Source organism: Albibacterium sp. (assembly GCF_035514885.1).
In the GTDB taxonomy this organism is placed as follows: Bacteria; Bacteroidota; Bacteroidia; order Sphingobacteriales; family Sphingobacteriaceae; genus Albibacterium.
The window spans coordinates 16,920-34,994 of the sequence record NZ_DATJCH010000003.1 but is presented as its reverse complement, the minus strand read 5'-3'; the positions used below and the strand labels follow the sequence as shown (position 1 = coordinate 34,994).

Here is an 18,075-nt window from a genome sequence, read left to right as displayed (position 1 = left end):
TCTCTAGGCAATCTGCTGCTTTCATTCTAATAATAATTAAAAATCCAATAGAGTGAATTTAAGGGGGTTTCAATTATCTTAAAAAACAGCCCAGCAATTGCTATTTACTTTTTATAAATGCTATCAAATATTTGTAAATTGCACCCGTTGTTTGCAATGTGTTTGCAGATCGAAATAATAATCTAATAACATTTAGCTGAAGAGCAATAATTAAAGACACATTAAGGGTATGTTTGAGAATTTACAGGATAAGTTAGATAGAGCGTTTAAGGTTTTAAAGGGCCAGGGAAGTATTTCAGAGATTAACGTTGCGGAAACCGTTAAGGAAATCCGTAAAGCATTGCTAGATGCCGATGTTAACTATAAGACGGCTAAAACTTTTACTGATGAAGTTCGGGAAAAAGCGTTGGGGCAAAATGTATTAACCAGCGTTTCTCCGGGTCAATTATTAACCAAAATCATGAATGATGAGCTTGCCTCATTGATGGGTGGAACGGTTACTGAACTTGAGCTGAAAGGTAACCCTACTGTGATTCTGATTGCTGGATTGAATGGTGCCGGTAAAACAACTTTTTCTGGAAAGTTAGCTAATTATCTAAAAGATAAAAAGAATAAAAAACCATTGTTAGTGGCAGGCGATGTTTATCGTCCGGCTGCCGTTGATCAACTTCAGATTTTAGGGGAACAAGTTGGTGTTCCGGTGTATGCTAACCTTGAGTCTAAGGATCCGGTTGCTATCGCTATGGAAGGTATCGCTGAAGCAAAACGCAATGGAAATAATGTAGTTATTATTGATACTGCTGGTCGTTTAGCTATTGACGAGGCCTTAATGAATGAGATATCTGCTGTTAGGGAAGCAACAAAACCACAGGAAATCTTATTTGTAGTTGACTCAATGACTGGTCAGGATGCAGTTAATACGGCTAAAGCTTTTAACGATCGACTTGATTATACAGGAGTTGTATTAACGAAATTAGATGGTGATACTCGTGGTGGTGCGGCTTTATCTATTAAATCAGTTGTAAATAAACCGATCAAGTTCATCGGTACTGGTGAGAAGATGGAAGCTCTTGATGTTTTCTATCCAGATCGTATGGCATCCCGTATTCTGGGGATGGGTGACGTAATATCATTGGTTGAAAGAGCACAACAACAATTTGATGAGAAGGAGGCTGCCGAGCTTCAAAAGAAAATCAGAAAGAATAAGTTTGATTTTAATGACTTTCAAAGCCAGATTCAGCAGATTAAGAAGATGGGTAATATGAAAGACCTGATGGGTATGATTCCCGGTGTTGGAAAGGCCTTGAAAGATGTAGAGATCGAAGATGATGCTTTTAAACCCATTGAAGCTATTATTCAATCTATGACACCTTATGAGCGTGAAAACCCTGATATTATTGGTCAGCCTCGACGCCAAAGAATTGCCGATGGATCAGGAACTAATCTGCAGGAAGTCAATAAGTTGATGAAGCAGTTTAACGATATGAAAAAGGTGATGAAGCAATTCTCCAATCCAGCAGCTGCAGCCAAATTGATGAAGAATATGCCAAAAATGCCATTCGGTAAATAATATACAATTTTCAATTATTGCTATAAAGTACTAATTAACTGCGTCTCTTGCAGTAGGTTTCGCTTATCTATGTTTTCTTCTCTATATTAGGGAAAAACGTTTGTATGCTTGTTAAAACCTATGCTAGCTCTGTTTATGGCATTGAATCAATAACCGTTACGGTTGAGGTAAAAGTTACTTCGGGTACCAAATATTATATTGTTGGTTTACCCGATAGTGCCATCAAGGAAAGTCTTCAACGGATAGAAAGTGCTATACAGTCTGCGGGTTTTCGAATGCCCCGACAAAAAATCGTAGTTAACTTAGCCCCTGCGGATATTCGAAAAGAAGGATCGGCCTATGATCTTGCCATAGCACTTGCAATTTTAGGGGCTTCCGGTCAACTACAGACAGAAAAACTCAATGATTTTTTAATACTTGGTGAACTTTCTCTGGACGGAGGAATCCAACCCATTAAAGGAGCCTTGCCAATAGCCATTCAAGCAAAACAAGATGGTTTTAAAGGACTTATTCTGCCAGAAGACAATGCACGGGAAGCTGCTATTGTTAGTGATCTTCAGGTGTATGGTGTTGAAAATATTGCAGAAGTAATCTCGTTTATTGATGGTAAAATGCCCCTTGAGGAGACTTATGTAGATCCAAGGAAAGAGTTTCAGAAGAATATTAATAACTACGAAAGCGATTTCTCCGATGTTAGCGGTCAGGCTAATATTAAAAGAGCTTTAGAAATAGCTGCCGCAGGTGGTCATAACGTTATATTAATCGGTCCTCCTGGATCTGGAAAAACCATGTTGGCGAAGCGTTTGCCGACAATCCTCCCACCTTTGAACTTGCATGAGTCTCTCGAAACTACTAAAATTCATTCAGTAGCCGGCAGGTTAGCTGCAACAGAATCCTTAATGACCGTCCGACCGTTTCGTTCTCCTCATCACACCATTAGCGATGTTGCTCTGGTTGGCGGAGGAGCTAACCCTCAGCCGGGTGAGATATCGTTGGCACATCATGGAGTATTGTTTCTAGATGAAATGCCCGAGTTTAAGCGATCAGTTCTGGAAGTTATGCGGCAACCTTTGGAAGAACGAAAAATTACCATTTCAAGAGCACGATTAACGGTCGACTATCCCGCTAGCTTTATGTTGATTGCTTCCATGAATCCTTGTCCGTGCGGCTATTATAACCATCCTGAGAAAGATTGCATTTGTTCGCCTGGCATTGTTCAAAAATATCTTAGTAAGATTTCCGGCCCTTTATTAGATCGTATCGATCTACACATAGAAGTTACGCCGGTAGATTTTAATGAACTAAGCTTAAGCGGACAATCTGAGAATAGTGCAACTGTAAGAGAGCGGGTAATTGAAGCACGTGAAAAGCAATCAGATCGTTTTATAGCTCACCAGGAAGTGCATTGTAATGCACAAATGGAAGATCGGATGGTTCGCGAAATCTGCCAGGTTTCAGCATCCGGACAAGCTTTGCTTAAGTCGGCAATGGAAAGACTCGGATTATCGGCTCGCGCTTATAATCGGATATTAAAAGTCTCCAGAACCATTGCTGATTTAGAAGGAAGCAAAGATATTGAGAATGAGCATCTGGCAGAAGCCATCCAATACCGTTCGCTGGATCGTGAGAGCTGGGCGGGTTAATGTTTGAATGTTGTAAATATTTTAGAGCCTCGCTATAAATAGGCAATATTTTTGTACTTTCGCGTGTTTTATATACCTTTTGATATAAATATTAATAATTAATTAAAGTAAAATTTAAAAAAATGAAAGTTGCAGTTGTTGGTGCTACAGGTCTGGTTGGATCTATGATTTTAAGAGTACTAGAGGAACGAAACTTCCCGGTTACTGAATTGATTCCCGTTGCTTCAGAAAGAAGTAAGGGTAAGGAAATTAGTTTCAAGGGGAATAAGTATAAGGTAGTCACTGTAGATGAAGCAATTGCATTAAAACCGGAAATCGCTCTATTCTCAGCTGGAGGCTCAACTTCAACAGAATTTGCCCCTAAATTTGCAGAGACAGGAACCATTGTAGTTGATAATTCTTCTGCGTGGCGTATGGATCCTTCAAAAAAACTAATCGTCCCTGAAGTTAATGCTTCGGTATTAACTGCAGACGATCGTATTATCGCAAATCCAAATTGCTCTACCATTCAAATGGTAGTAGTATTAAAGCCTTTGCATGATAAATATAAAATTAAAAGAGTCGTTGTTTCTACCTATCAGTCGGTTACCGGTACAGGTGTTAAAGCCGTTTCACAATTAAATGATGAGCGTGCAGGTATAGAAGGAGAAAAAGCATATCCATACAAAATCGATTTGAACGTAATACCTCAAATCGATGTGTTTGTAGAGAACGGATATACTAAGGAGGAAATGAAGATGATTCAGGAAACCAATAAGATTATGGGTGATGATGCTATCCGTGTAACTGCTACTACGGTACGTATTCCTGTAATGGGAGGTCACTCAGAGTCTATCAACATTGAGTTTGAGAATGATTTCGATTTAAACGAAGTACGCAGTATCCTTTCGCAACAATCAGGAGTGGTTGTAGTTGATGATCCTGCAAATCAGAAGTACCCAATGCCATTGGATGCACATGAGAAAGACGAAGTTTTTGTTGGTAGAATCCGTCGCGATGAAACTCAAGACAATACTTTGAACTTATGGGTAGTCGCTGATAACTTACGTAAAGGTGCAGCAACCAATGCTGTACAGGTTGCTGAATACCTGGTAGAGAATAAATTAGTTTAATAGAATTCGATAATTATGGAGAGGCACTGTTTATAGTGCCTCTTTTTTTGTTTTAAAAGATAATCGTAAATAATTAGCTGTGTAATTGTAAAGACAGCCGAGGTATTTAAAAAAATGGCTTACCTTTGACGCCTGAATAGTAATACTTCTTCAACATTCGGAAAACACAATGAAATACAAACGCATCTTATTAAAACTTAGTGGAGAAGCCCTGATGGGTGAGAAAAATTATGGAATTGATATAGATCGGGTAGCCCAATATGCTCGTGAGATTAAAAATGTGCACAATGAAGGCGTTGAGATTGCCATTGTTATTGGCGGTGGAAATATTTATCGCGGTTTAAGTGCTGAAAAGTCTGGAATGGATAGGGTGCAGGCAGACTATATGGGAATGCTAGCAACAGTTATTAACTCCATGGCTTTACAAGATGCCTTAGAGAAAGTAGAATTAAAGACCCGCTTGCTGACCGCCATTAAAATGGAGCAGATTTGCGAGCCTTTTATTCGTAGAAGAGCGGTTCGTCATTTAGAGAAAGGCCGTGTGGTTATTTTCGGTGCGGGTACTGGTAACCCTTATTTTACAACCGATACAGCAGCATCTTTACGTGCAATTGAAATCAATGCCGACGTTGTTTTAAAAGGAACTCGTGTTGATGGTATCTATACTGCAGATCCTCTAAAAGATGCAACAGCCACTCGTTTTGAAGAATTAAGTTTTCAAGATATATATGACCGGGGTTTAAGTGTAATGGATATGACCGCTTTTACTCTTTGCCATGAGAATAACCTACCAATTATTGTTTTTGATATGAATAAAGAAGGGAATTTCTTAAAGTTGGTACAAGGAGAAACTATTGGAACCTTGGTGAGATAATACTTCTTGGAAAAAATACTATTTTTGATTTTAAATTAGATACCCATGAACGACCTCATAAAATTACAACTGGACGATACGGCTGAAAGTATGGAAAAGGCCGTGTCTTTCGCAGACAATGAACTAACTAAGATACGTGCTGGAAAAGCAATGCCATCTATGCTTGATGGTATATATATTGATTATTATGGAGCCGCATCTCCTTTGTCGCAAGTTGCTACCATCAATACACCCGATGCACGCACACTTGTTATACAACCTTGGGAGAAGAATCTTCTTCAAACGATTGAAAAGGCAATTATAGATTCAAACATCGGTCTTAATCCTCAAAATGATGGTAATGTTATCCGTTTATTAATTCCGGCTTTAACTGAAGAACGTAGAAGAGATTTAGTTAAGAAAGTGAAAGATGAAGCAGAAAAAGGACGTATTGCTGTTAGAAATCTTCGTAAAGATGGAAATGAGCAATTAAGGAAATTAAAAAATGATGGAGCTTCTGAAGATGAAATAAAAGATGGAGAAGCAGAAGTTCAAAAATTAACGGATAAATATATTGCTAAAGTTGATAAGCTTGCCGAATTGAAAGAGCAAGATATCATGACGGTATAAATAATAAATTAATTCTATTGACAAAAAAGAGGATGTTCGAAAGAGCATCCTCTTTTTTGTTTGAATAATTCCTGATTTATTCTCTTTTCAAGGAGTTTTGTAATTATTAGCGCCAGTAAAATTCAATCTAATTGAGTATAGACTTGCATTAGCTCTACATGAACTATTAAGGGACAAGACAAGGAGCAAACAGGGTTCAAGCAGGGGTAATTTGCGAGTCTTACCCCTGTTTGGTCCCTGTTTGATCCCTGTTTGACCCCTGTTTGAGTAAATCGAGAATTTAAAGAGATTCGGATAAAACACGCAGGGCCATAAGCTATGTTGTAAAAAAAGAACAGAGCAATTCCATGCCGCTTATTGCGGTTAAAAAATAAGTTGAATAATAGAATTTATCGGATGGTGCTACCCGGGTTGATATCATCAAGTGGAGCAACGAAGCTTAATTTTCCATTGCTGTCTTCAGCCATTAGAATCATTCCTTGCGATTGGATTCCTTTAATAGCACGAGGCTCGAGGTTCACCAAGATGGATACTTGCTTTCCGATGATTTCGTCGGGTTGGTAGAATTCTGCAATTCCTGATACGACTGTACGTTCATCAATTCCGGTATCGATGGTTAATTTTAGCAATTTCTTGGTTTTAGCAACCTTCTCTGCTGCAATGATCTTTCCTGTGCGGATATCCATTGCTGAAAAGTCATCAAAGCTGATGTTGGATTTCACCGGACTTACTTCACTTTTTGCTGGTTGATTATCAATTTTTGCCTGAGCAAGTTTATCCAGTTGGAATTGTACTTGTTCATCAGTAATCTTTTCGAAAAGTAATTGTACTTCCCCTAGTTGATGGCCTGGCTGTAATAAGTTAGCTTTTCCAGCTTGTTCCCAATCCTTTTGAGGTTGGTTTAACATGGTGAAGAGCTTCTCGGCAGTAAACGGTAAGAATGGCAATGCCAGCGTAGCTAAATTAGAAGCTATCTGCAGACTTACGTTTAAAACGGTTTTGACACGTTCCTCGTCAGTTTTTATAATCTTCCAAGGTTCTTCTTCAGCGAGGTATTTATTTCCTAAGCGGGCAACGTTAATGAAATGCGACAATGCTTCGCGGAAACGGTAGTCGTTTATTGATTTTTCTATTTTCTCAGGATAGTGGGTAAGTTCCTCCAATACACTGCGGTCGTTTTCAGTAAGTGCGGAAGCCTCCATTACCTTTCCGTCAAAATACATATGAGAAAGTACCATAACGCGGTTAATGAAATTACCGAAAATAGCAACCAGCTCGTTGTTTATACGCGCTTGGAAATCTTTCCAGGTGAATTCACTATCCGATGTTTCGGGTAAAATAGAAGTCAGTACATAGCGTAATTCATCTTGTCTTTGAGGGAACTCGTTTAAGTATTCATGCAGCCATACGGCGTGGTTCCTGGATGTTGAAAGTTTGTCACCTTCTAGGTTCAAAAATTCATTCGCCGGAATGTTTTCAGGCAAGATATAATCGCCATGGGCTTTTAAAATCGCCGGAAAGATGATGCAATGAAAAACAATGTTGTCTTTTCCAATAAAGTGAATTAAATGTGCATTATCTTTCGGATCCGCTTGTATTTTCCAGTACTTTTCCCAATCGTTATTAGTGTCAAGCGCCCACTGTTTGGAAGCAGAGATATAACCGATAGGAGCATCGAGCCAAACATAAAGCTTTTTACCTTCGGCTTCTTTTAGTGGAACATCTACTCCCCAGTCTAGATCCCGAGTCATTGAACGAGCTTGTAAACCCGACTTTAACCAAGAACTACATTGGCCGAATACATTCGATTTTAAAATATCTTTCTTACCTTCAATTAGCCACTTCTCTAAGAAATCTTGATATTTATCAAGAGGTAAGTACCAATGTTTAGTTTCTCTTAAAACAGGAGCTTTCCCGCTTAAAGTAGAGATGGGATTAATTAGATCGGTTGGATTTAAGGAAGTGCCGCATTTTTCACATTGGTCGCCATAGGCACCTTCGCTGTGACAATTAGGGCAAGTCCCTACAATATATCTATCAGCTAGGAACTGATTAAAATCTTCGTCGTAGTATTGTTCTGATGTCTTCTCAATAAATTCTCCTTTGTTATAAAGGTTTAGGAAAAATTCTTGTGAAAGTTCATGGTGGATTTGTGCAGAGGTACGATGATAGATATCGAAAGCAATTCCAAATTCTTTAAAGCTTTCCATGATCTGAAGATGATACTTATCAACGATTTGTTGAGGAGTGCTACCTTCTTTTTTGGCTTTAATGGTAATCGCTGCGCCATGTTCGTCTGATCCGCAAACATGCAAAACATCGTGTTTTTTAAGTCGTTGAAAGCGTGCAAATATATCAGATGGAATATAAGCTCCTGCTAAATGTCCGATATGAAGGGGGCCGTTTGCATAAGGCAAAGCGGATGTTATCGTAAATCTTTTTGTTTCTTGCGCTTTCAATCTCTTGGTGTTTTGTTATTTTGCAATATCGCAATAAGGAAATTGTGCGATATTTGTTAATTATGCAAAGATAATTCAATTTGTCGTTTCTAAAACCGATAATCGTATGAAAGTGCCTCCATTTTTAAAAAAAAGAGATAAAATAGGGATCGTTGCTCCCGCAGGAAACATTCCGGGAGGTTTGAGCGATGCAATAAAGTTATTAGAAACATGGGGATTGGAGGTGTTTGTTGGTAAATCGGTTAATTCCTTCTTTCATCAGTTTGCCGGAGATGATGAATTGCGTACACTTGATTTGCAGAATATGCTTGATGATAGTTCTATCAAAGCTGTTTTTGCTGCTCGTGGAGGCTATGGAACCGTGCGGATTATTGATCAAATCGACTTTTCAACCTTTGCAGGTAATCCAAAATGGGTTATAGGATTTAGCGATATTACCGTATTGCATAGCCATATTCAAGCTTTATTTGGAATTGCAACGGTACATGGACAAATGCCGCTTACAATACCTGATGCAACTAAAACTTCGCTAGAAACTTTGCGAAAGGCTCTTTTTGGTGAGGAGCTTTCCTATCAATATACTAGCAGGTATGAAAATAAGAATGGCTATGGAGAGGGTATATTAACCGGAGGGAATTTGGCTGTCTTATTAAGTATCTCGGGGTCGATCTCTGAAGTGGATTATACGGGTAAGATTCTCTTTATAGAAGATGTGGGTGAGTACTATTATTCTATTGACAGGATGCTGCGGATGTTGAAGCGCGCAGGAAAGTTAAAAGACTTAAAAGGGTTGATAGTTGGAGCTTTTACGGCACTTAAAGATCGGGAACCGAGCTTTGGTTTCTCTGTACCTGAGATGGTTATTGGCTTGGTTGAAGAGTACGGCTATCCGGTAGCGACTGATTTTCCTGCAGGTCATATTGACAATAATAAGACATTAGTTTTAGGGAAAAGGGTAGCTTTGCGGATTCAAGAAAAATCAGTTACATTAAATTATTTATAGTATGGCTTTATTATCATCATTTGGAAAGTACAAAGATCTTGGATTGCTGTTAATGCGTATTGGTTTAGGATTGTTTTTTATAACTATCCATGGTTTCCCTAAACTGGCAGGCGGACCTGAAATGTGGGCTGGGGTAGGTTCTGCGATGAGCAATATTAATATCCACTTCTTTCCGACTTTCTGGGGGTTTATGGCAGCACTTGCTGAGGGTCTTGGTGGTTTGTTTTTGTTGTTAGGGTTGTTCTATCGTCCTACATGTATTTTCTTGCTATTTACGATGATCATGGCAGGCATCTATCATCTTTCTGCCGGCGATGGAATGGCAACCGCTTCCCGTGCATTTGAGATGGCTGTTGTTTTCTTTGGGTTGATGTTTGTCGGTCCGGGTAAATATAGTTTGGATAAGCGATAAAATTATCGCTTATCCGGATTATTGCATATCAAATAAGTGTTTTTCTGCATGATATGACGAGCGTACTAATGGTCCACTCTCTACATATTTGAATCCGATTTCTAATCCGATTTCTTGGTAGCGTTTAAATTGTTCAGGAGTAATCCACTCAACTACCGGATGATGGTTTTTGCTTGGTTGTAGGTATTGACCTAGTGTTAATACATGAACGCCAACGTTATATAGGTCGTTCATTGCTTCAACAACATCTTCTTCTGTTTCGCCGAAACCAAGCATAATGCCTGATTTTGTACGCAATCCGGCTTCAGAAATACGTCTTAAGCATTCTAAACTACGATCGTACTTAGCTTGAATTCGTACTTCGCGAGTTAATCGGCGTACCGTTTCAAGATTATGTGAAACTACCTCTGGCCTAACGGCTAATACGCGCTCCAGGTTTTCCCAGATCCCTCGGAAGTCAGGTATTAAAGTTTCTAATGTCGTACCCGGGCTTTCGCGGCGGATAGCATTGATCGTTTCTGCCCAGATGGTTGATCCTCCGTCTTTCAGATCATCACGATCCACCGATGTAATTACACAATGTTTTACTTCCATGAGACGTACCGATTCAGCAACACGGTTCGGCTCTTCTAAATCAACAGCCTTCGGTCTACCGGTAGCTACCGCGCAAAAGGAGCATGAGCGTGTACAAATATTTCCCAAAATCATAAAGGTAGCTGTTCCTGCTCCCCAGCACTCACCCATATTCGGACAGTTCCCACTCTCACAGATCGTATGTAGTTTGTGGGTATCAACCAAACTACGCACATGGCGATATTCTTTTCCCACAGGTAATTTAACACGTAGCCAATCGGGTTTGCGTTGCAATTGGTTTGCCGAAATAACTGGAAGTTCAATCATACTACAAAAGTAAAGATAATATTGTAATTTAGAGGGGTAGATAGACCTAGTGAACTTTTTATCACAATTATTACATCATTATTATATTATGGCTACGATACGAAATGAATATTTAGGAGGATTACGCACAAGAGCGACCCATTTGAAGTCAGGAAATTCAATAATTACCGATGCACCGGTTGATAATCAGGGTAAAGGTGAAGCTTTTTCGCCTTCCGATTTGGTGGCAACTGCATTGGGCAGTTGTATGTTAACATTGATGGGTATTGCTGCAAATACACATGGGATAGAAATAGAGGGAACGAAACTGGAAACTACCAAAGTTATGGGCACAGATCCTCGTCGGATCGTTAGGTTGGATGTTTCATTTACATTTCCTGCAGGGAAAAACTATAGTGATAAAGAAAAAGCCATTTTGGAAAAAGCAGCTGTAACTTGTCCGGTATATTATAGTCTGGATCCGGATATAGAAAAGGATATCCAGTTTAACTGGTAATTCTTAAGGGGCTTATTTCTTAGGCCGGAATTATTTTAAAGCTTTCATCTTGCTTGGCTACTGTAGCTATTGACGCGTTGTTGGCATGATAGAACAGGCATTTCCAATTATTTTTGGATGCTTCGTTTACATATTGTTCTCTCAGCTCCATGGCTTTGCGACCATCGTAATCATATTTTGCCATAAACTGACGCAAAGCTTGCTCGGGCTCGGGCCATTCATCACCTCCATAGAAGATGGCTTGGTCATCTCCTTCAATATGAAAGACCTGGTGAGCTTTGGTATGGCCGCCACTAAGTTCGTAGCGGATATAGTCGTTTAACTGTCCGCTGCCTTCTACAAATTGAATTTGTCCGCTACGCTGTAGAACATCAAATATTTCTGTTCGGTAAGACGAAGAGTTTCCGCTGTATGCTTCTTCCCATTCTTGGCGTTGAATAATATATTCTGCATTGGGGAATGTAACTTCGAGTTTCCCATCCTTTTCAAAAACCATTCCTGAAGAATGATCCTGGTGGAGGTGTGACATGAGAACAAGGTTAACATCTGACGGATCAAAGCCTTCCTTTTGAATATTGGAATGGATTAAAAGTTCTCCATTGCGATGTTGGCCCAAACCAGTATCAATTACAATAAGATCGTTATGATGTTGAACAAGGAAGGGTTGTACATGAATAAAAAGGGAACCTTTGCGATCCTTTTTATCATCTGTTTTTGGATCAAAGGGGATGAATTTTTTATCTGTTCCTACCGAATAATATCCTTCATGTAATGAGAAAGCTTGCATAAGAGTGTGTTTTGATTCGTTGCTAATACGACTCACATGACGTATATTTACCAAAATTGTATTACAAATATATGCAAAAAAGATGGGTAGAACAGGCTCTGCTTTATCCTGAAAAGGTTGAGGAGCTCTGTAAATCTTTAGGTATCAGTAGGGTTTTAGCACGTTTATTAACGAAGAGAGAAATTCATAGTTACCAGGATGCCGAGCATTTCTTTTGTCCTGAACTCAATCATCTTCACGATCCCTTTTTAATGAAAGATATGGATAAAGCCATATTACGAATTGAGAAGGCTCTTGAAAACAACGAAAAGATATTAATTTATGGCGATTACGATGTAGATGGTACTACGGCGGTTGCACTGGTTTATAGTTTTTTCAGAGAATTTTATAATCGTATAGATTTTTATATACCTGATCGCTATGCGGAAGGTTATGGGATTTCTACTGCAGGAGTTGATTATGCCCATGAACATGGTTTTTCTCTTATTATTGCATTAGATTGCGGTATAAAATCAATGGATAAGGTGTCTTATGCTCATTCAAAACAGATTGATTTTATCATTGCCGATCATCATAATCCAAGTGATACATTACCGGATGCAGCAGCTGTTTTAGATCCGAAACGGATTGATTGTAATTATCCTTTTAAGGAGCTATCGGGAGCCGGAATAGGCTTTAAGCTAATTCAGGCTTTCTCTCAAAGGAATTCGATTTCAGATGAAAAGGTTTATTGTTATCTGGACTTGGTTGCGGTTAGTATTGCTTCAGATATTGTTCCGATAGTAGGTGAAAACAGGGTTCTTACTCATTATGGTCTTAAAAAATTTAATTCCAATCCCTGTGTGGGATTGGAAGCTTTAATTGCCCTGTCACGAAATAAAGAAGTTTTTTCTGTGCGCGATCTTGTTTTCCAGATTGGTCCCCGGATTAATGCTGCAGGTAGAATTAAGCATGCACGTGATGCTGTTTTTCTCTTAGTTTCAAGAAGTGCGGAGGAAGCCAGGCAATTTAGTGAACAGATTGATATACAGAACAGTCAGCGCAAAGACTTTGATAGTCAGATTACGGAAGAAGCTCTTGCTATGATTGATGAAAGTGAAGAGTTTAGACAAAGGAAAACTACGGTTGTTTATAAGCAAGATTGGCATAAGGGCGTGATTGGAATTGTTGCATCCCGCTTAACCGAGAAATATTATAGACCTACCGTGGTATTGACCCGTTCTAACGGAATGGTGGCTGGCTCAGCAAGATCTGTATTAGGATATGATCTGTATGAAGCACTGAATCAATGCAGTGAGCTTTTTGAGCAATTTGGAGGACATAAGTATGCAGCAGGCTTATCTATGTTGGAAGAGAACGTAAGTGCATTTCAGACTCGTTTTGAAGAAATAGTATCTGCCAATATTCCGATGCAGTTATTGACTCCGGAATTATTGATTCATGAAGTTTTGGAATTGAAAGAGATAGGTGGTAAATTTTTCCGGATATTGAAACGTTTTGCACCTTTTGGACCACAAAATGAGTCTCCTTTGTTTTTGAGTAAAGGAGTAAATTTGGTAGGTTATGCAAGTATTGTAGGGAAGGGGCATTTAAAGATGCGGGTAGTTCAAGGCGCTTCTTCTGCTTTTGAATGTATTGGCTTTGGCTTGGCAGAAATGTATTCTCTTGTTAGCGATGGTTTACCATTTGATATCTGTTATTCAATCGAAGAGAATGTGTGGAGGGATAGAAGAGAGATTCAATTAAATATTAAGGGAATTAAAATGGCTGAATATTCAACTGAATCGGTAAATTAGCGGGATAATATGATTCTAAGAGCAGAAAATTTAGTAAAGAAATATAAGCAGCGTAAGGTTGTAGATGATGTTTCATTTCAGGTTGAGCAAGGAGAAATTGTGGGTTTATTGGGGCCTAATGGGGCAGGAAAAACAACTTCCTTCTACATGATCGTGGGTCTAGTAAAACCAACTTTAGGCCGTGTATTTTTAGGAGATGAGGATATTACCGGCGATGCCATGTATCGGAGAGCTCAAAAGGGCATTGGTTATTTGGCTCAAGAGGCGTCTGTATTCAGGAAGCTTTCTGTAGAGGATAATATTCTGGCTGTACTTGAAATTCACTATAAAGACAAAGAGGAACGTATGGCAAAGCTAGAAGAGCTTATCAGTGAATTTAGCTTAAATAAAGTTCGTAAGAATCGCGGAGACCTGCTTTCTGGTGGTGAGAGGAGACGTACGGAGATTGCACGTGCCTTGGCTGCCAATCCGAATTTTATCTTACTGGATGAGCCTTTTGCAGGGGTAGATCCGATTGCAGTGGATGAGATTCAAACCATTGTTTATAAATTGAAGCATCGTAATATTGGTATTTTAATAACAGATCACAACGTTCAGGAAACTTTATCCATTACTGACCGGGCTTATTTATTAACAGAGGGACGGATTATGCTAACGGGTACTCCTCAGGAGATAGCCGTGAATGAGATGGCAAGAACGTATTATCTGGGTCAGCATTTTGAATTAAAAATTAAAAAACGTTAGCGGACAACTATGGCGATTGTTAATTCGATTCTGAAATGGATAATGAAGAAGCGCATGCATCAGATTGAGCTGTTTAAAAAATATCCAAATGAGGTTCAGGAAGAGTGGCTCCACGATTTAATATCTGCTGCCCAGGCCACAGAGTGGGGTAAGAAATATGACTATGAGTCCATCTGTAATTCCGAAGTATTTAAAGAGCGTGTACCTATTCAGACCTATGATAGCTTAAAGCCTTATATAGAAAGAATGTTAAAGGGAGAGCAAAATATACTCTGGCCTTCTCCTATTAAATGGTTTGCTAAGTCGTCAGGCACAACTGCTGATAGAAGTAAGTTTATCCCTGTTAGTGAGGAGGCATTGGAAGATTGCCATTATACAGGAGGGAAAGACTTATTGAGCATTTACTGTCAGAACCGCCCAGATAATGCTGTTTTTGAAGGAAAGGGCTTGGTATTGGGAGGAAGTCATCAGATTAATGAAATTGGGAAAACTTCCTCGGGCGACCTATCAGCTATCATTGTCCAGAATCTTCCATTTTGGGCTGAATATCATCGTTTCCCCGATATTGAATTAACCTTGAATCCTAACTTTGAGGAGAAGATAGAAAGAATAGCTCATTTAGCATTGAATGAAAATATTACCAGCCTTTCGGGTGTCCCTACTTGGAATATTGTACTGGCGAAGCGTATCCTCGAAATTTCAGGAAAGTCTAATCTTCTGGAAGTATGGCCCAATTTAGAATTCTACTTTCATGGCGGAGTGAGTTTTAAACCCTATCGCGCACAATTTGAGCAATTGATACCTTCTGAAAATATGTATTATATGGAAAACTATAATGCTTCGGAAGGTTATTTCGCTATTCAGGACCTTCCTGATTCGGATGAGATGCTTCTGATGTTGGATTATGGTATCTATTTTGAGTTTCTCCCGATGGAGAACTTATTGGATGAGCATCCTAAAACGAAGAACTTAAGCGAGGTGGAGATCGGTAAAAACTATGCTATTATTATTTCTACTAATGCTGGTTTATGGCGGTATATGATAGGGGATACTGTGAAGTTTACCTCTCTGTCTCCGTATCGTATTCAGGTAAGTGGAAGGACCAAACAATACATCAATACTTTTGGTGAAGAGCTTATTGTAGATAATGCGGAAGATGCAATTCGTGCTGCCAGTAAGGCAACAGGTGCAATCGTTAAGGATTATACAGCCGGACCGGTTTATTTCAAGGATAAAGAGGCCGGTGCACATGAATGGATTATAGAATTTGAAAAGCAGCCAGAGAATGCCCAACATTTCTTTGAAGTGTTGGATCAGGTCTTAAGGCAGGTTAACTCGGACTATGATGCAAAACGAGTTAGTAACTTAGCACTGAAAGCTCCGATCATTCATATTGCTAAAGAAGGCACTTTCTATGACTGGATGAAAAAGCGTGGAAAGCTTGGCGGACAGAACAAAGTCCCACGCTTGTCTAATGATCGCATTTTTCTGGATGACCTCTTAACAATGATCTCAGAGTCCTCCTAATAGCTCTTTATTTTCTTTGTAAGGGTTATTTTGTCGGTTCCTTTTTAGGGAAAATGAGTGATAAAATAATGCTCCCGAACAATATCGTAACAATCACAATTAGCGAGTGTGAGGTTGTAAAGCCAATGCTTTCTAAGGGTGTATGTAATAGCATTTTTGCTCCGATAAATACCAATAGGAAAGCCAATCCGGCTTTTAAGTAATGGAACTTATGGATTACATTAACCAAAAGGAAGAACATTGATCTCAATCCGAGTATAGCAAAAATATTAGAGAAGAATACAATGTAGGGATCTTGTGTTACTGAAAAGATAGCCGGAATAGAATCTACTGCAAATATGATATCGGTTGATTCGATCATCAATAGTACAAGAAATAATGGTGTGATGAACCTTTTCCCATCTACGTGATGAAAGAAATGGTCTCCAATGAAATTGGGCGTTACGGAGAAGTATTTAGATGCGAAGCGCACTATTTTATTCTCTTGCGGATCAAGGGTTTCTTCTTCATTTCTTTTGATAAACATCATGATCCCTGTATAAACTAAGAAGATACCAAAGATGTAAAGAATCCAATCGAATCGGCTAATTAATGCGGCTCCTAAGAAAATAAAGATAAAACGGAATATCAAAGCGCCTAATATTCCCCAAACTAGTACGCGGTGATAATGTTTAGGATCAACACCAAAGGAGCTGAATATTAATACCATAACAAAGATATTATCTACTGAGAGTGCGTATTCTACTACATAGCCGGTTAGGTACTCGAGAGCGAGGTTATTATTATATATCTGTATACTTGCTGCAAGATCATTCGGAATTAATTGAATGCTGTGCATATGCCTTTCTGTGACAGCAACAAGAGTTTCAAAATCTTGAACGTTATGTAACTCGTTTCCCCAAATACGGAGTATAACATAAAAGATAAGTGCGAAACTTACCCAAATGGTGCTCATTATTGCCGCAGCTTTAAAGCTGATAGCTTCATTTTTTTTATTGAAGAGACCTAAGTCAATTGCAAGCATTAGGGCGATAAAAATTAAAAATCCACCAAAGAAAAGTAGTTCATGCGTTAGAAAAGAAGAATCCATTTTTTTATTTTTTGCGCTCTGTTGTAAATTGTACTAATTGTTGAAGTCCTGTCCGGTATTCACTTTCAGGGAAAGTGTTTAATATTTTAAAGGCTTCTTCCTGATATTCCAGCATTTTCTCGTGGGCATATTGCAGGCCACCACTGGACTTTACGAAGTCGATTACCTCTTTCACCTTTTTGGAATCTTCACTATGATTTTTTACCAAATTAATGAAATAACGCTTTTCGGCTTTCTTAGTTTGTTTTAGTGCATAGATTAAGGGCAATGTTAGTTTTTTCTCTTTGATATCATTCCCTAAAGGTTTTCCGATATCATCGATTCCAAAATCAAATAAATCATCTTTGATCTGAAAGGCAATGCCAATTTTTTCTCCCAGTTGACCCATTCGTTGAATAACTTCTTCGTCTGTTGTTACGGATGCGGCTCCGCATGCGCAACAAGAAGCAATTAGAGAGGCTGTTTTTTTACGAATAACTTCAAAGTAGACCGCTTCGTCAATATCAAGACGCCTTGCTTTTTCCATTTGCAATAGTTCGCCCTCAATCATTTGTTCCATTGCTTCAGAAATTATCTTAAGAAGCTTGAAATCATTGTTTCGGATGGATAGCGTTAACCCTTTTGACAATAAGAAGTCGCCTACAAGTACAGCAACTTTATTTTTCCAAAGCGCATTAACAGAGAAAAACCCTCTTCGTTCATTGGAATTATCGACTACGTCGTCGTGAACCAGCGTTGCTGTATGTAATAATTCAACCAGTGCTGCGCCACGGTGTGTTGCATCGTTAATAAGACCGCAATTTCCTGCAGCAAAAAAGACAAACATGGGTCTGATTTGCTTGCCCTTTCTTTTGACGATATAATGAGTTATACGATCTAAAAGAGGTACTGAGCTCTGCATGGACTGTCTGAACTTGCCTTCAAATAGATCAAGTTGTTCAGCAATGGGTTTTCTTATTTCACCGAGTGTCAACATGGAGTGCGTGGTAATGCTTGAAAATTTTCAGCACAAACATAACGAATTTTAAGAATTTGTTGATCTATTAATTTAAC

General features: G+C 38.9%; 16 protein-coding genes. 11 read left to right on the top strand and 5 right to left on the bottom strand.

Annotated elements, in window-relative coordinates; translation table 11 throughout:
• The first annotated feature begins 229 nt into the window (after positions 1-229).
• The 5 genes from ffh to frr all read left to right on the top strand — a co-directional run bounded on the left by ffh (position 230) and on the right by frr (position 5,808).
• On the top strand, positions 230-1,570 hold the full coding sequence (gene ffh, locus VL047_RS00215; protein WP_325357297.1) for a signal recognition particle protein: 1,341 nt from the start codon (positions 230-232) through the stop codon (positions 1,568-1,570).
• Positions 1,571-1,674: 104 nt separating this feature from the next.
• Entirely contained in the window at positions 1,675-3,213 is a 1,539-nt protein-coding gene (locus tag VL047_RS00210) for a YifB family Mg chelatase-like AAA ATPase (RefSeq protein WP_325357295.1), read from the top strand.
• Positions 3,214-3,335: 122 nt separating this feature from the next.
• On the top strand, positions 3,336-4,325 hold the full coding sequence (locus VL047_RS00205; protein ID WP_325357293.1) for an aspartate-semialdehyde dehydrogenase: 990 nt from the start codon (positions 3,336-3,338) through the stop codon (positions 4,323-4,325).
• A gap of 169 nt (positions 4,326-4,494) precedes the next feature.
• Positions 4,495-5,199, top strand: a complete 705-nt coding sequence (gene pyrH, locus VL047_RS00200; protein ID WP_325357291.1) for a UMP kinase — start codon at positions 4,495-4,497, stop codon at positions 5,197-5,199.
• 45 nt (positions 5,200-5,244) lie between these two features.
• On the top strand, positions 5,245-5,808 hold the full coding sequence (frr, locus tag VL047_RS00195; RefSeq protein WP_325357289.1) for a ribosome recycling factor: 564 nt from the start codon (positions 5,245-5,247) through the stop codon (positions 5,806-5,808).
• A gap of 389 nt (positions 5,809-6,197) precedes the next feature.
• Here the strand turns inward: frr and metG are convergent, their stop codons facing one another.
• Positions 6,198-8,267, bottom strand: coding sequence for a methionine--tRNA ligase (gene metG / locus VL047_RS00190; protein WP_325357287.1), 2,070 nt, complete (start codon positions 8,265-8,267; stop codon positions 6,198-6,200).
• 106 nt (positions 8,268-8,373) lie between these two features.
• On the opposite strand from metG, the gene VL047_RS00185 reads away from it, so the two are divergent.
• On the top strand, positions 8,374-9,270 hold the full coding sequence (locus tag VL047_RS00185; protein ID WP_325357285.1) for an LD-carboxypeptidase: 897 nt from the start codon (positions 8,374-8,376) through the stop codon (positions 9,268-9,270).
• 1 nt (position 9,271) lies between these two features.
• Positions 9,272-9,682 (top strand): DoxX family protein, encoded by a 411-nt coding sequence (locus tag VL047_RS00180; RefSeq protein WP_325357283.1) that lies wholly within the window; start codon positions 9,272-9,274, stop codon positions 9,680-9,682.
• A gap of 18 nt (positions 9,683-9,700) precedes the next feature.
• Here the strand turns inward: VL047_RS00180 and lipA are convergent, their stop codons facing one another.
• Complete coding sequence (gene lipA / locus VL047_RS00175) at positions 9,701-10,582, bottom strand: lipoyl synthase (protein ID WP_325357281.1); 882 nt, start codon at positions 10,580-10,582, stop codon at positions 9,701-9,703.
• Positions 10,583-10,670: 88 nt separating this feature from the next.
• Here lipA and VL047_RS00170 point away from each other — a divergent pair, with 88 nt between their 5' ends.
• Positions 10,671-11,078, top strand: coding sequence for an OsmC family protein (locus tag VL047_RS00170; RefSeq protein ID WP_325357279.1), 408 nt, complete (start codon positions 10,671-10,673; stop codon positions 11,076-11,078).
• Between the two features lie 19 nt (positions 11,079-11,097).
• Here VL047_RS00170 and VL047_RS00165 read toward each other — a convergent pair whose 3' ends face one another.
• Entirely contained in the window at positions 11,098-11,865 is a 768-nt protein-coding gene (locus VL047_RS00165; RefSeq protein ID WP_325357277.1) for an MBL fold metallo-hydrolase, read from the bottom strand.
• A gap of 71 nt (positions 11,866-11,936) precedes the next feature.
• Between VL047_RS00165 and recJ the strand changes: the two genes are divergently transcribed.
• Genes recJ through VL047_RS00150 form a run of 3 tightly spaced genes read left to right on the top strand, consistent with a single transcriptional unit; the run spans position 11,937 to position 15,932 of the window.
• Positions 11,937-13,661, top strand: a complete 1,725-nt coding sequence (recJ, locus tag VL047_RS00160; protein WP_325357275.1) for a single-stranded-DNA-specific exonuclease RecJ — start codon at positions 11,937-11,939, stop codon at positions 13,659-13,661.
• Positions 13,662-13,670: 9 nt separating this feature from the next.
• Entirely contained in the window at positions 13,671-14,405 is a 735-nt protein-coding gene (gene lptB / locus VL047_RS00155; protein ID WP_325357273.1) for an LPS export ABC transporter ATP-binding protein, read from the top strand.
• Positions 14,406-14,414: 9 nt separating this feature from the next.
• A complete protein-coding gene (locus VL047_RS00150; RefSeq protein ID WP_325357271.1) occupies positions 14,415-15,932 on the top strand; it encodes a GH3 auxin-responsive promoter family protein in 1,518 nt (505 codons plus the stop codon).
• A 25-nt stretch (positions 15,933-15,957) separates the two neighbouring features.
• On the opposite strand, the gene VL047_RS00145 is transcribed toward VL047_RS00150, so the two are convergent.
• Both VL047_RS00145 and VL047_RS00140 read right to left on the bottom strand, forming a co-directional pair.
• Positions 15,958-17,022: a TerC family protein gene (locus VL047_RS00145; protein WP_325357269.1), complete on the bottom strand. Its 1,065-nt coding sequence runs from the start codon at positions 17,020-17,022 to the stop codon at positions 15,958-15,960.
• Positions 17,023-17,026: 4 nt separating this feature from the next.
• Positions 17,027-17,998: a polyprenyl synthetase family protein gene (locus VL047_RS00140; protein WP_325357267.1), complete on the bottom strand. Its 972-nt coding sequence runs from the start codon at positions 17,996-17,998 to the stop codon at positions 17,027-17,029.
• Between the last annotated feature and the right edge of the window lie 77 nt (positions 17,999-18,075).